Below are 13,395 nucleotides of genomic sequence, written 5' to 3'. Positions count from 1 at the left end.
GTCCGGGAGATCTTGCCGATGCTGCCCGTCGCATTACGCCAGCGACGACGGAAGCTACTCGGGACAGGGCTGATTCTTGCCGCGGCTATCGCGCGTGGCGGCCTTTGGCGGGCACGCTGCGGTGCGCATGGGTGTCCGGCGCACGTTGCGCGGGAAGCGCGACGCCGCAGTGCGGGCAGCACGGCCCGTTGCCGTCGCTTGGCCGCGTGTTCGCCCTGGCGCGCTCCATCGCCGAGGCAACGAGTTCGGCGCCCATGATCCCGGTCGGAAACGCGATGATCCCGTAGCCGAGCAGGATCGCGCACGACGTGATCAACCGGCCGAGCGGCGTGACGGGCGTCAGGTTGCCGTAGCCGGTCGTGCTCATCGTCACGGCCGCCCAGTAGACGCCCACCGGAATGCTCGTGATCCCGTGCTCGGGCCCTTCGACCAGAAAGATCACGGTGCCGAGAATCACGACGAGCACGAACATCCCGCCGATGAACACGAAGATCTTGCGCCGCGCGCGCGTGAGCGCACGGATCAGCATCTGCCCTTCCTCGAGATAGATCGACAGCCCGAGGATGCGGAACACGCGCAGCAGACGCAGCAGCCGCACGTCGATCAGCGCATGCAGGCCGGGGAAGAAGAACGCGAGATAGGTCGGCAGCACCGACACGAGATCGACGATGCCAAAGAAGCTGCGCGCATACGCGACCGGCTTCTTCGCGGTGCAGAGGCGCAGCAGATACTCGGCGGAAAACAGCAGCGTGAACGCCCATTCGGCCGCGTAGAGCGCATGGCCGTATTGCGCGTGCAGCGTCTGCACGCTGTCGGCCATCACGACGAGCACGCTCGCGACAATGAGCGCGAGCACCGCGATGTCGAGCTTGCGCAGGAAAGCAGGGCGGCGCGCGACATGCGCGAGGGCATTGCGCGCCGTATCGAAGGAGGACTGGATCAGTGAAATCATGTGCCGCAGTGTACGGACGGCATCTCGCCGGGCCAATCGGACCTGTCCGATATGAGCTGTATGAGCCGGCCCCGATCTTCTTTCGTGCCCTGTTTCCAGGGATGCGCCGGAAACCATCAACGTTGACGCAATGGTGCGTCCCGAGTTGGTGCCGCTCAGACTATCGGTGCCGTTCTAAGTCTTAACGCATGAGCTTCGCAGATTTGCACCGAGCCGTATCAGTGCTCGTTGAGCGTAGTCCCGAGACGTTGTGTGCTGTGCCCGCTCAATGCAACTGATATGCCCTGCGCGCACGACATGAGACGGGACGGAAAACCACGCGGTGTCCCTCTAGACCTGTTCGATCAGGAATCGCTCGCGTTTTTTCCCCTTGATCCAGCCGGGTTCGCGACCGCGGCCACTCCACGTCGCGCCGGTTTTGGGATCGCGATACCGGGCCGGGATACGACCTTGGCCGACCTGCGGGGCGGAGGCGCTGCGCCGACGCCCAAAGACCTGCTCGGGGGTCAGCGCGTATTCGGCCACACGCGCGCGAACTTCCGCGAGAACGATGTCAAGCTCAGCCAGGCGGGCCTGTTCTGCTTGTTGTCTGAGCTGTTCAGCTTGCGCCTTCAATTCGAGATACGTTGGCATCGAATCGACTCCTATCGGATGAGCTCGCGTCGAAACTGGAAAAGATCGGCGCGTACGACCGATTAAACCGGCTCGCGAAAGCGAGGGTGCGTGCGTTCAAATGAATTGTCGCGGAAAATCTCACGCTTCTGACCTCCATAGTCTCGTAGTTGACGATGCGTCGTTCCGCAGCAAACACTGCATCGGCTGGCCGGCGAACGATATGCGGCGACATCGCAAATCGATTGCGTAGCGATTGAGCTGGTTTTTGCGCGCGGTGTTACCGCTTTTGAGTAGGTTGATCCCGTTGAGGCTCAGTGCCGAGGTGATCATGGTCATGAAGAGGTGGACGCATGGAACGCCCCGAGAAGGCTGACTATACGAACGAGCAGTGTTCGCTGTCGCCCGACGAATGCTCGGCGCTGCAAGCGCGCGTGCGGCGAGCAGAACAGGAAGTCGGTCGATTGCACAATCGCCTTGAGCTGAAAACCCAGGAACTGGCTAACTTGACCCGTGCAATTGTCGATTCTTCCGTCAGCCATTGCGATGTCGAGGCGCGATTGCAACGCGAGCTTCACGCGGTGTGCACGGGCATGGGCGGAACCACAATGCCAATGTCTGGTTTGCCCCTTCAAGCTGATTCGCCCGGCAAGCTTGTCACGGTCGAATTGCCTTATACGACAACGATCTTGGGCGTGTTGTTCGAGAGCATGTTCACGTTTTGGGCCGATTGTGATCCTCGACGCCTGCCCAAATCGTCGACCGTGGCGCGTGCCATCGACGAGCGACTTGGGTTTTCTGCTCAGGCCAACGGCGAAGCGTCACGCAGTGCTCAGGCTTATGCATCTGCGATTCGGCCGGACTGGGTGAAAGACACCGATCGCCGACATCATCGCGCGGGCCCGCGCATGTAGCGCGTTCGCGCCGGGCGAGTGTGTTCAAACCCGGCGCGGCGCGCAATCTCGCCGAGATGCCGCCAGTTTCTGGTCGGAAACGGTGTTTGACACCGGCCAGCGGCCTTTCAATGACCGCTGGTATCGGGCGGGGGCACGGACATCGAAAGTGCGACTCACGTGGGATGGGCGCCGAGCCATGTCACGGCGGCCAAAAGCTCGTGCGCGTTGCACCCCAGATTCGTGAACGTCGATCGCGTGAGTTCGATTGCGCCAATCAGGTAAGCTGGACGACCTGCGGTTTCGACAGTGTTGACGACTTGGAGCGCCAGACCGCAACGCTGGTAAAGTCGTGCCACGGCACGTGTCATGGCACCGATGACGCATGTGGCGCCCAGTGACGCGGCGATTGCGAGAATCGAAGGAAACAGCTGCATTCCAGTTGATGCGCGCATGATCGGGTTTGCCCCGCAGCGGGCGGCAAACCGCGACAGTTCCCAGACCGTGGGTGCGCATGGCAAGTCTAGAGCCGCTGAAGGCGCGCACAGTGTCTGGAGCAAATACGGCTGTGTGGTCGGTATCAATCGTGCACACCCGCAAATGTGCTGAGCCTGATCGACCGAGACGACGTGAATCGTACGACCCCGATCAAATTGATCCCATTCGGTCAGGCTCGTCGCGTCCGCTCCGGGTAACTGCCAACCCAGTCGACCTACAAATACGTCGTAGCGGAACACGCCGAGGCGGCGATGCATCATAGTTGGCATGTCGTCGAAACTGCCAGCGAAGATGGATGGCACGATTTTCCCCTCAAACAAAATAGCCGATGCCACGCTATCAAGCGCGTGAGGTGAGGGGAACTAGTTAGGTGGGGAGGTGCGGCGCCGATGAAGTTGACAGGACGCCCGTAGCGAGTCGCCATCGCGATGCATGCGATTGTGCGGGCACGCGCGGGTAAGCTCGAATGTGCTGATGGCGCCACGAGTCCACAATGAGGCCGGTCGATGGTCGGGTGGCCGGCAGGAACTGCCGCAGACGGTCCTGCTGGCCGCTTACACCTGGATCAAACCGGTTGTGACGGCATGCACAGCTGCCGCGGTTCGACTGTTGATGCCCAGAATCTTCATCGCTTCGGCGATATGGTAGTCAACGGTATGGGGCGATATGCCAACAATGGAGGCGATCGCCCATGACGATTTACCCCGGGCAACCCACGCAAGGCACTCTTGTTGGCGCGGGGAGAGTTCAATCGCCGGCTCAGGCCGATGGGGCTTCATCAATCGATGGAGCTCTTGATGAAAGAGCGCGCCAATTGAGCTCGCGAGGCGCATGTGGACTTCTGTCTTGATCTCCGGCGACGGACTGGCGAGATTCACCAGCAGGATGTCACCGTTGGTCTCGCGAAGCGGGATACTCACGCCACTGGTTAATCCCGCGTCGCGTGCCTCACCGAGCACGCGTTGCTCGATGCGATTCAAGCCTCTGATGTCGGCCCATCGATAGGGTGTGGCACGGGCAAACGCCATCCGATGGACCGGATCGACCGGACCGTAGTCTCGTTGCGCGTAATGGGCGACCCAATGATCCGGATAGCGTGCGCAAAGCGTCTCGACCGCCATCGAGCGGCCGTTTCCCGTGTGTCTTCGTGAGACTCGGCTGATGGCAAAGCGTGGGAAGCCCAACGAAGCGGACACGTCACCGAACAACTTCAGCAAAGACGACAGGTCCACGGTATTGAGAAAGGCGGTGGCCAGCGGTACCCATCGGCCGGCCAGGCCTGATGTTAAAGGCTGCGGTACGGTGGGCGTGTCACCCGCGCCGCGTTGACAGACTCGATCCACTGGAGGCCCTCGGAGGAACTTCGCGCACTGGTGCGCGGCGCGGTGGCCGGACGTGCGTCGTTTGGGATTGAAGCAGCACAATGCGTGGCGATTGCAGGTGGCGCATGTTCTGCTATTGACCAATTGATCGCCATGCAAAAAGCAAGTGTAGTCGCTTGCAGCCGTATCACAGCCATAAAAATGTAATGTTTTGATACATCGACCCGCGCACTCACGTATATCACGTCGATCCGCGGCTGCATGGCATGAGGCCATGGGCTTCCACGGGCGACCGGGTGTGGAGTGTGCGCATCTAATGAATCAGCAATGCGGCAGCTGAAAATCCCCCTACGCCCTGCGCATAGAGCACCAAGGGGGCGCCTTGCGCGATTGGGCCGCAGTCAGCCAGGTTGATAAACGGGTCGCTTACGGTAACGTGTGCGATACGGGAAAAATTGTGCGCGAAAAGGCGCTCGGGTGGCAGACCCATCGATTGGACGAGACGCCGCCACCCAGGCTGATCCAGATGAGGTGGCAAGATGCGATCGAGCTCGGCGAGCGCAATGTGTGCATCGTGGGCGACTTGCGCGATGAGTTTTCGCGCGACGAGCTGGTACTGCGCAAGGAAACTCGCTTCGATCTGCCCGAGCATTCCGCGCCAGCCGCGACCGCTCGCATGCGTGGTCAGTGCGACGAGGCGATTGGCGCGCGCATGGCGCTCGACCAACGCGGCGAACGCGCCGTCACCCAGCAGCCCTGACGCACCCATCGCGCGTTCGGTCTCCATAGGCATCACGTCCGCCCCGACGAGCAGTATGCGATGGAGGGCGGGATGTGCGATGAACATTGCACGAATGATGCGCAACGCACCGAGCGAGGACGCGCAGTGTTGCTGGGCAAACGAGAACGACGGGACACCTACAAGGCGAAAATGCTCGCATAGCTGCCGCGGCAAAGATACCGGCGGCGGCGTGATGCTGCCCTGCAGCGTGTGAGTGTAGACCAGGCAGTCGATTGACTCGCGGGTGACTGGTGCATTGCGCAGCAGCGAGTCGACCGCTTCGATCGCGAGGCTGAAGGCACTTTGCCCGCGTGCCACGTGAAAATTGCGTACGCCGGCCTGCTCGAGCTTTGCCACTACAGCAGCGGGTTGGCCGGTGCGACGTGCCCAGTGGCGAACGGAGTCGACATGTTCCGGAAGATGGTAGGCGACACACGGGATGCCGATTGTGGTGTCTACCATGAGGAGTTCGCGCCAAGGGAGCGCGCGAGCAAAGGCGCACTATGTGCGTCGAGTAGCGCGCAGCCTACGTAGCCGCATGATGCGATATTCCATAGCAAGACGGTGTGCTGTGATGGGAAGGTATGCGTCTGGGCCATGCTCGTCAATTGTTCGATTGAATCCGCTGCACCGAGATTCGCATCGTGCGTGTGCACGCCTGCAAGCGAGGCGATGCCGAGTTCCTGCTGCAGTGCAGCTGCAAGCGCATGCGTGTGGCATTGTCCGACGGCGATGACGTCGCACGGGGCAATCGCGTGTTTTTCGAGCAGCGTGGCGATCAATTGCAGCATCGTTTGAAGTAGACGTGGGTCAGGATGCGCGTGGCGATGCGGCGAGTCGCCGCTTGGTGCCGGACAAGGATGGGTTTGAGCGTCGATGAGGCGCAAGCCGCGCGTGCTCGCACCAAAGCGTTCCAGAAGGAGGGCGGCGGCTGCGTCCCCTTGCAGTGGGCCCGTTCCAGTGTGGCGAGAAAACGGTGCCACCCACTTCTCTGCGGCAGCAATCAGGATCGTACGTAGGTCGCGTTCGGCGACGAACAGGTCCTGCGCCAGTCGTAAGGCCGTGAATGGGGCAGTGCTGCCCTGCTGCGAGATCGAGAACGAAAAACACGGGCTGCGCGGGGCGCCTACAACGCTTGCCAGACGCCCCGCGGTTGTTGTCGAGATATGTTCGTCAACACTGCTGTGGCAAAAAATGACGACGTCAACCGAGGCGGCAGCGCGAGGCCGAGCGGCACAGATCGCCCGCGTGACATATGCCGCAAGCCCAGACAGATCGGTGGTGTGGGCGATCGGCGCACGCAGGGACCTCTCCCTCGGACCGATACGAGGCATTGCTGTCGGCCCGAACGGTGTGCATTCGGTGCGCCACAAGGCCATCCATGCATCCCAGCCGGTAAGCGGCCTCGTCGTGGTGGGCTCCATGGCCGATACCTGTTCGTCGAGCTTCACGACGGGCGGCACGTAGGAGCATAGTGCGGTGACGACCGGGGGCATCATATTGGCGTCGGAAAGCTTAGGTCCTGCGGGAGCAGGTCGTAGAGCAGACGTCCCATGCGTTGGCCGTCGATGACATGGCAATCGCGTTGCAAACCGATAAGGCGAAACCCCAAACGTGCGAGCAGTCGCTGTGATCGAATATTGCGTTGCGCCGCCCACGCGCTAATGCAATGCAGTTTATCGCGCTCGAAACCTTCTCGAAGCACCTGTCCCGAAGCTGCGAGTGTTATGTTCGCGCATGCGGCGCGAGTGGGGTCGCGCAGCACCCAGAAGGAGCCGAGACCAAACCGGTGAGTAACATCGCTGATCGCGACCAGTCCGCTTGGGCGGTTCGTGCCGCGTACGCCAAATACGCGTAGCCGATGTCGATCACTTTGCGCCATCGCCTGGACCGCCAGTAAGGAAAGCGATTGTCGACCGAGGCCAAAGTCAAACCACTGCGCAATGGCCGGACGCGCAAGCCAATCGGCGATATCGCGCATATCGTCACAATTTGCTTCGCGCAGCCAGCACTCACGTGGCGACGTCGCGGATCTAACCGAATGGGGTTCGCACGCGCGGCGATGGCGGGAGCATTGGTGCGCATTCATGTCGATGCGCCGCTGTTGGAGTCGGACGTATGTCGATCCGTGAGCTGAGCGAGCGCCGTATCGACACGCATGAGCAACATCGCGAACCAATGACATGTCGTCAGGCGCGCCGCGGGCGGTAACCCTGAGACATAGCCGTGTGCGCCGCAAAGTTGAACTAGCTCATGGGTGAGCTCCATGGATTCGGCTGCAATGTGACGGACCAGCTGGCGCACGAGTGCGGTTGATATGTTCGGCTCGGCAAGCGTGAGCGCACGCAAGAAGAGATGCGTGCCTTGCGTTGCAATGAGCATGTCGGCCAGCCGCGTGGCCACGCGCTGATGCAGCATGATCGGCTTGCGAAATGCGCGTCGCTCGGCTCCGTAGCGCAGTGCAAATGCAACGTCGTGCTGCATGGCGCCGCTGAGCAAGGCCGACACGTACAGGGCGATGTTGGTGAGCCATATCTGGGACGGAGAATCACTTTGCGCGCCACACTGATCGATCGAGGCGAGTGGGGCGGCACACAGTGTGCCGTTGCAGCGCCATTGCTCAAGAGAAAGAGCGCCAAGCACAACGAGGCGGCGGCGGCATGCCTCAGCATCCCCGTGGGCCGAGTCGATGAGGGCGAGACCGCGGGCGTGCGGTGCGAGCATCAGCGTTGCAACGAGCGCGCAATCTTGATCGTGCAGATGCCAGAGCGTGGCGGCGTGAAAATCCGGCACCGTAAGCGCGATCGCGCACGTGCCGTTAAAGTAGTCACCGATGGGATGAGGCGCGAGCGCATCGAGCATGTCGTATGCGCGCAGCGTCATGAGCGCCGGAATGCTCTGAGTGAGTTGCGCGGCGCGTTCAATCGGGCCACAGGCCAACGTGCTTACAATACCGCACAGATCGTGCTGGCCAATAGCCATACCGCCCAGGGCCGTCGGCAAAATCATGGTTCCCAGATCCAGCGAGCTTGCATGCGTGACGATATCGCGCCAGCCCGCTTGCGACGGCGGAGCAGCGAGCAAAGGCTCGAGCTGGTCTCGAGCGAAGCGTTGGCAGGCGGTGACGAGTGCGCGCTGATCGTCAGATATGGCCCATGTCGGCGGCACCAGATCGGACGATGATGGTATAGGGTTGCGCATCATGGCTCTCTCCGTATTGGGTGTGAGTCATCGGTGTCAGACGAGCATCTCGATTGCTTCGGGATGGCTGAGGAAATCCCTGGGACTTGCCGAGCGCGCGTAGGCACCCGATTGCAGAACGACAACGAAGTCACCAATCTGAGCTTTGGGGAGCAGCACGTCGTCGACGATGCGATCAAGCGGAGTGCACGAGCAGCCGACGATGTGAAATCGCTCAGTTGGTGTATCGCCGAGCCGATTGCCGAGTACCACGGGGAAATTGCGGCGCAGTATCTGCCCGAAGTTGCCCGAGGCCGCGAGGTGGTGGTGCAGGCCGCCGTCGGTGACAAGGAAGGTGGTGCCGCGTGAAACTTTTCGATCGATGACGCGGCATACATAGGCACCGGCCTCGCCGACCAGGTAGCGCCCGAATTCGAGCACGGGGCGCACACCGGGCAAAGCGCGTTGCATGCGCGAGAGCCAGGTGTGCATTGGCTGGGCGACGGCATCGAGATCGAGCGGCACTTCGCCTTCGAAATAGGGAATGCCAAAACCGCCGCCCAGATTCACGTACCGGGGCGGCAGTGGCAAATCGGATGCGAGCTTCATGACGAGCTCGGCACTGCGCCGCTGTGCTTCGACGATGGTAGCCGGGTGCAGGCACTGCGAACCCCAGAAGACGTGAAAGCCCGCCAGTGTCAGGTCACATGTGCCCAGTTCTTGCAGTAGTGCCGGGACCTGTTCGGTGTCGATGCCGAATTGAGTTGCTCCCCCACCCATGCGCATGCCGGCATGCGTTATCTGAAAATCCGGGTTCACGCGAATTGTCACGTTCGGGCGCAGGCCCAGCTCCCAGCCAAGGGCTGCCACCAGATGCAGTTGGGTGAGCGATTCGATGTGCACGTTCACGCCGCTGGCCACTGCACACCGTAGCTCCTCACGTGTTTTGCCCGGACCTGCAAAGCCGATCTGATCAGGCGGCATGCCTGCGTTGAGTGCCAATGCCAACTCGGCGCCGGAGGCCACGTCAAAGCCGTCGATTCGCGTGGTCAGATGGTGTACGACAGCAGGCATTGGGTTGGCTTTGATCGAGTAATGCAACTGTATCGACGCTGGCAGTTTTGCACGCAACTGGCACACGCGGGCATCGATTGCGGCGCGCGCATAGACGAAAAAGGGTGTGGAACCTGCACGATTGGCAAGCCGTGTGACATCGATACTGTCGGCGAACAGGACGTCATGGCGGCGGGTCAATGATCGATTCATATTGGCCTCGCTTGGTTGTTCGGCGCGCTCACGAGTGCGTCTCGCAAGGCTACGCGATCGAATTTGCCGTTGGCATTGCGCGGGATGTCCGTCTGAACGATGATGCGATGCGGCACCATGTAGCTGGGCAGGCGTTGCTTGCACCACGACAGCAGCGTTCGGGCGAGAAACGGCGTGACTGCCGGCACGACGACCAGCGTGATCGTCTCGCCGAGCGCATCATCGGGTACACCCACAGCGGTGACTTCGGAAACAAGACCACTTTCGTGGATGATTTCCTCGATTTCTTCCGGGCTAATCCGGTAGCCGGAACTCTTGATTTGCGCGTCGTTGCGCGCAATGAAATACAGAAAGCCGTGCGCATCGCGTCGCACGAGGTCCCCAGACCAGACTGCGGTATCTGGCGCAGCCCCGCCAGGTTTATGCTCGGGCGAGGGACGATAGCGTTCAGAGGTTCGCGCTGCATCACCCCAGTAGCCCATCGTGACGCACGCGCCGACGTGTACAAGTTCGCCGGGTTCGTCAGGCGCACACGGCGAACCATCGGGGCGCACGACCAAGATGCGTGCATTGGGCACGGCCTTGCCGATCGAGTCAGAGCGGTGATCGACTTCGGCGGGGTCGAGGTAGGTCGAGCGGAACGCCTCGGTTAGACCATACATGAGGTAGGGTTTGGCATGTGGAAACAGCGCACGCAGGCCTTGCAGTACTGCCCTGGGCATGCGGCCACCGGTATTGGCAAAGTAGCGCAGCGTGGCGCGTGCGGCATCGGGCCAGCAAGCATGGGCCAGTTGCATCCACAATGGGGGCACGCCCGTGATCGCGGTGATGTGCTCACGCGCGCAGGCCTCTATCACGTCTTGTGGGCAGAGGTAATTGACAAGGACAACGGTGGCGCCGCTTGCCCAGGCCGACGTGAGTTGGCTCAGGCCTGCATCGAAGCTAAGCGGTAGTACGGCCAGGATTCGATCGGCGTGCGTATGGTTCAGATAATGAGCGACGCTCCATGCCCCCTCGAGCAGGTTGCGGTGACTGAGCATGACGCCCTTGGGTCGTCCCGTCGAGCCGGATGTATAGAGAATGGCCGCGAGGTCCGTGTCAATGCCTGATGTCGGGACATCGGATGCTTTTCGTTGCGTGTCGATAGCCGCCCGAGCGAAGCACTCGCTCCAACGATGGACCCGTGCAGTCCCGTCGTATGTAGGTGCCATGTCATCGGGAGCATCTGTGAGGATCGTATGGGTGAGGGCGGGCGGCCCGTTCTCGGCTAGCAAGCGTGCACGCGTTGCGCTGGTAATCAGGCAGATCGCGCCGCAGTCGTGCAGGATATGTGCGACCTGTTGCGGTTTGAGCAGCGGATTGATTGGCACAAAAACGCAGCCTGCGGCGGCAATACCCAGCAGCGACACGACGGTTTCGATGCGCTTTTCCAGAAAGATGCCGATACGTGCGCCAGGAGCGATGCCGAGCGAGGCGATCGCGTCGCCAAGTGCACATGCGCGCTCGGCAAGTTCCTGGTAGCTCAGGCGGATATCCCCGAATACGACCGCGTGCGAATCGGGTGCCTGATGTGCGGTTGCCAGCACGAGGTCAAGTATGTTTCGCATGGTGTGGAATGGCGTCGTCGGGTTGAGGAAGATGCTCGGTGTTCGTCAATGACGAATCACCAGGGCGCCGAAGCAGCCGGCCATACCACTAGAAAAAAGCAACGACCATTCACCGGCCTGCTGGTTGCGACAGGTCTCGAAATTGATGAACGGATCCGCACCGAATGCGTGGCCGACCGTGCCAAAATTCGCGATGAATAGCCGCGCCTCGGGAATGGTGAGCATTCCCATCAACCGTGCCCAGCCGGGTAGATTGACGTGGTGAGGCAATACGTGCGCGATGTCATCGGGTGCGATGTTTGCCTGGCGAATAGCTGCGCGCATGGTGGTAAAGGCCGACCAGTAGTACCGATCGTCGGGAATCGGCTGCAAAGTGTCGTCCGTCCCGCGAAAGAAGCGCGCATCGGTATATAGATGCAAGCTGGCGATGACGTTGTGTCCGGCCCCTCGTTCAAGTAGCAACGCGCATGCGCCGTCGCTATGCAGCGCCAGGTCCCCAATCGCACGAAGTCGATCGCAGCCCGAACCAATGACGTCCGCACACACGATGATGGCGCGCTCGATAGTGGGGTATCGCGCCGCAAGCGCAAGCAGTATCCGGATGGCTGCCATCGGAGACACGCACTGCTGCTGCGTGACGGAGAACGTCAATGCCCGGTTCAGTCCGCAATGGCGTTGAATGTAATGGGCTGTACTGGCAGGTGGCGCGAGCGCGCTCGTCTGTATCGTATGCGTGTGAATGAGGGCATCGACTGTTGAGCGTGGTGTGACGGTTTCGCGCAAAAGTGTCGTGATAGCACGTACGGCCAGATTTGCTGGGGACTCGCCCTCGGCGTCGTGGAACTGCCCCACACCGTGATCGCGCAGTGCACGAGCGCTCGCGTCAGACAGACCGCAACGTTCGACCCACTGATTTACGTGTACGGTTTGAGCCGGCAGACAGTGGGCGACCGCGGAAAGTGAGAAGGGACTCGTTCTCATAATGGTGCTTCGCAGAATTGAAGAATCGCACAGGCGACTTGGCCGTGAAATCCCGTAGACCATACAAGCAGATGTTGGCCATCGCGCGGCGAAACAGCCCGCGTGAGGCTATCAATACGCGCAGGTGTGTGTGCTGCGCAAAGGTGGCCGGGCGTGTCATCTGCGAGCCAGATGCGCTCAAGCGGCAAGTCATCGTGCGCACGGATACTGCGCAATAGTCGGTTATCCGTCTTCGCTGGGACAATCCAGTCCATTTGTGTGGCCTGACAGGCAGCTCGTGCCAGCGCCTTGTTGATGGCGCCGATAAGCGTGGCGGAATCGACAGGCGTTGCGATGACGCTGGAGCTGCTGGGCGTGGCCGGCGTACAGATGGTCAGGCCGCGCACGCGCCAGCCAGGTGTCGGATGGCGTGTGAGGAGAGCGGCAGCGGCTCCATCGGCGAGGCGCGTGTGTAAGTCAACGTACCGAGAAAAGGGCGGAAGCCAGCGCTCGGCCGCGACAATCAGGACGGTATTGAGCTCGGTGTCCGCATCCATCATGGCTAGCGTCAGATCGAGCGCCGTTGCAAACGAGACGTCCTGAAGCTGCCCGATCGCGAATGGCGGGCGACGCGATGCGAGCTCGTGATGCAAACGTCCCGCACAGGACAATGCCAGATCGTGTTCGAAGCTGGTCGAGCAAACGATGATTTGGTCTGGCCGGGGAAGTTGTGAGGCACCGTCATACAACAGGCGTGCCGCGCGTAGTGCCATGTCGGACAGTGAAAGATTCGACTCGGCTACGACGAGCTCGTCTGAAGGCGTAGGCGGCGAAGGCGCCTTTGGAGCGCGTTGTGGATCACATTCGTTACGCCAGCGCAGTGTGTCGCTATAGACCGCTTGCATCACGGAATCAAGCGGGCATTGCCACAGTGGCGAGCTCACGTCGGTGCGTGTAGGGTGCGCGCTGCGTGCGAATGGAATGTACTGAGCGGTCGCGACGATCCTGGGCGCCGGAACCCAGGACTCAATTCGAGGGAACATGGGAGGCGACGAATGTAACCAGGTTGTCGAATCGCAGGAAGAGGTCGCTGCTCAGGTCTTCAGGGTCAAGCACAAACTTGAAGCGCTGCTCCACTTGCAGCAGGAGCTCGGTCATGTTCATCGAATCGACACCAAGGTCGAAGAGGTTTGTGTCGTCCTCGATGAGCTCGGTGCTCAGATGCGTGCCGAGCGTTGACAGCAGACAGGATTTGAGCGCGGTAGCAATATCGTCAGGGCGATTTGATACGGAATTGGATGTCATGAACGTCTCCGGTATGAAG

14 protein-coding genes are annotated in these 13,395 nt (G+C 61.1%); 1 reads left to right on the top strand and 13 read right to left on the bottom strand.

Annotation, left to right across the window (positions count from 1 at the left end; translation table 11 throughout):
- Positions 1 to 85: 85 nt before the first annotated feature.
- Complete coding sequence (locus AP428_RS26095) at positions 86 to 952, bottom strand: ion transporter (RefSeq protein WP_054928419.1); 867 nt, start codon at positions 950 to 952, stop codon at positions 86 to 88.
- Positions 953 to 1,282: 330 nt separating this feature from the next.
- On the bottom strand, positions 1,283 to 1,585 hold the full coding sequence (locus tag AP428_RS26090; RefSeq protein ID WP_054928418.1) for an H-NS histone family protein: 303 nt from the start codon (positions 1,583 to 1,585) through the stop codon (positions 1,283 to 1,285).
- Positions 1,586 to 1,917: 332 nt separating this feature from the next.
- Between AP428_RS26090 and AP428_RS35960 the strand changes: the two genes are divergently transcribed.
- Complete coding sequence (locus AP428_RS35960) at positions 1,918 to 2,478, top strand: hypothetical protein (RefSeq protein WP_077178144.1); 561 nt, start codon at positions 1,918 to 1,920, stop codon at positions 2,476 to 2,478.
- A gap of 155 nt (positions 2,479 to 2,633) precedes the next feature.
- On the opposite strand, the gene AP428_RS35955 is transcribed toward AP428_RS35960, so the two are convergent.
- The 11 genes from AP428_RS35955 to AP428_RS26050 form a co-directional block, all read right to left on the bottom strand.
- Entirely contained in the window at positions 2,634 to 3,257 is a 624-nt protein-coding gene (locus AP428_RS35955) for an acyl-homoserine-lactone synthase (protein WP_082409431.1), read from the bottom strand.
- A 252-nt stretch (positions 3,258 to 3,509) separates the two neighbouring features.
- Positions 3,510 to 4,298: a LuxR family transcriptional regulator gene (locus AP428_RS26080; protein ID WP_082409429.1), complete on the bottom strand. Its 789-nt coding sequence runs from the start codon at positions 4,296 to 4,298 to the stop codon at positions 3,510 to 3,512.
- Between the two features lie 292 nt (positions 4,299 to 4,590).
- Complete coding sequence (locus AP428_RS26075; RefSeq protein WP_054928415.1) at positions 4,591 to 5,520, bottom strand: 3-oxoacyl-ACP synthase; 930 nt, start codon at positions 5,518 to 5,520, stop codon at positions 4,591 to 4,593.
- Entirely contained in the window at positions 5,514 to 6,509 is a 996-nt protein-coding gene (locus AP428_RS37535) for a 3-oxoacyl-ACP synthase (protein WP_227745910.1), read from the bottom strand. The genes AP428_RS26075 and AP428_RS37535 overlap by 7 nt, the downstream gene beginning before the upstream one ends.
- Positions 6,510 to 6,553: 44 nt before the next feature.
- The gene (locus tag AP428_RS35945) at positions 6,554 to 7,147 is read right to left on the bottom strand and encodes a GNAT family N-acetyltransferase (protein WP_082409426.1); all 594 of its coding nucleotides are present in this window, start codon (positions 7,145 to 7,147) and stop codon (positions 6,554 to 6,556) included.
- The gene (locus AP428_RS26070; RefSeq protein WP_054928414.1) at positions 7,144 to 8,262 is read right to left on the bottom strand and encodes an acyl-CoA dehydrogenase family protein; all 1,119 of its coding nucleotides are present in this window, start codon (positions 8,260 to 8,262) and stop codon (positions 7,144 to 7,146) included. The genes AP428_RS35945 and AP428_RS26070 overlap by 4 nt, the downstream gene beginning before the upstream one ends.
- A gap of 33 nt (positions 8,263 to 8,295) precedes the next feature.
- Positions 8,296 to 9,504: a pyridoxal-dependent decarboxylase, exosortase A system-associated gene (locus AP428_RS26065; RefSeq protein ID WP_054928413.1), complete on the bottom strand. Its 1,209-nt coding sequence runs from the start codon at positions 9,502 to 9,504 to the stop codon at positions 8,296 to 8,298.
- A complete protein-coding gene (locus AP428_RS26060; protein WP_054928412.1) occupies positions 9,501 to 11,111 on the bottom strand; it encodes an acyl-CoA ligase (AMP-forming), exosortase A system-associated in 1,611 nt (536 codons plus the stop codon). Before AP428_RS26060 ends, AP428_RS26065 begins: the two co-directional genes overlap by 4 nt.
- Before the next feature lie 45 nt (positions 11,112 to 11,156).
- Positions 11,157 to 12,092 carry a 3-oxoacyl-[acyl-carrier-protein] synthase III C-terminal domain-containing protein gene (locus tag AP428_RS26055; protein WP_054928411.1) on the bottom strand — a complete coding sequence of 312 codons (936 nt, stop codon included), beginning with the start codon at positions 12,090 to 12,092 and terminating at the stop codon, positions 11,157 to 11,159.
- Positions 12,089 to 12,976 carry a 3-oxoacyl-[acyl-carrier-protein] synthase III C-terminal domain-containing protein gene (locus AP428_RS35940; RefSeq protein WP_227745911.1) on the bottom strand — a complete coding sequence of 296 codons (888 nt, stop codon included), beginning with the start codon at positions 12,974 to 12,976 and terminating at the stop codon, positions 12,089 to 12,091. The genes AP428_RS26055 and AP428_RS35940 overlap by 4 nt, the downstream gene beginning before the upstream one ends.
- A gap of 121 nt (positions 12,977 to 13,097) precedes the next feature.
- Positions 13,098 to 13,376 (bottom strand): acyl carrier protein, encoded by a 279-nt coding sequence (locus tag AP428_RS26050; RefSeq protein ID WP_027811693.1) that lies wholly within the window; start codon positions 13,374 to 13,376, stop codon positions 13,098 to 13,100.
- Positions 13,377 to 13,395: the final 19 nt, after the last annotated feature.

The organism is Burkholderia sp. E168m22 (genome assembly GCF_001319805.1).
GTDB classification, from domain to species: Bacteria; Pseudomonadota; Gammaproteobacteria; order Burkholderiales; family Burkholderiaceae; genus Burkholderia; species Burkholderia orbicola.
This window is presented reverse-complemented; position numbering and strand designations above follow the sequence as displayed.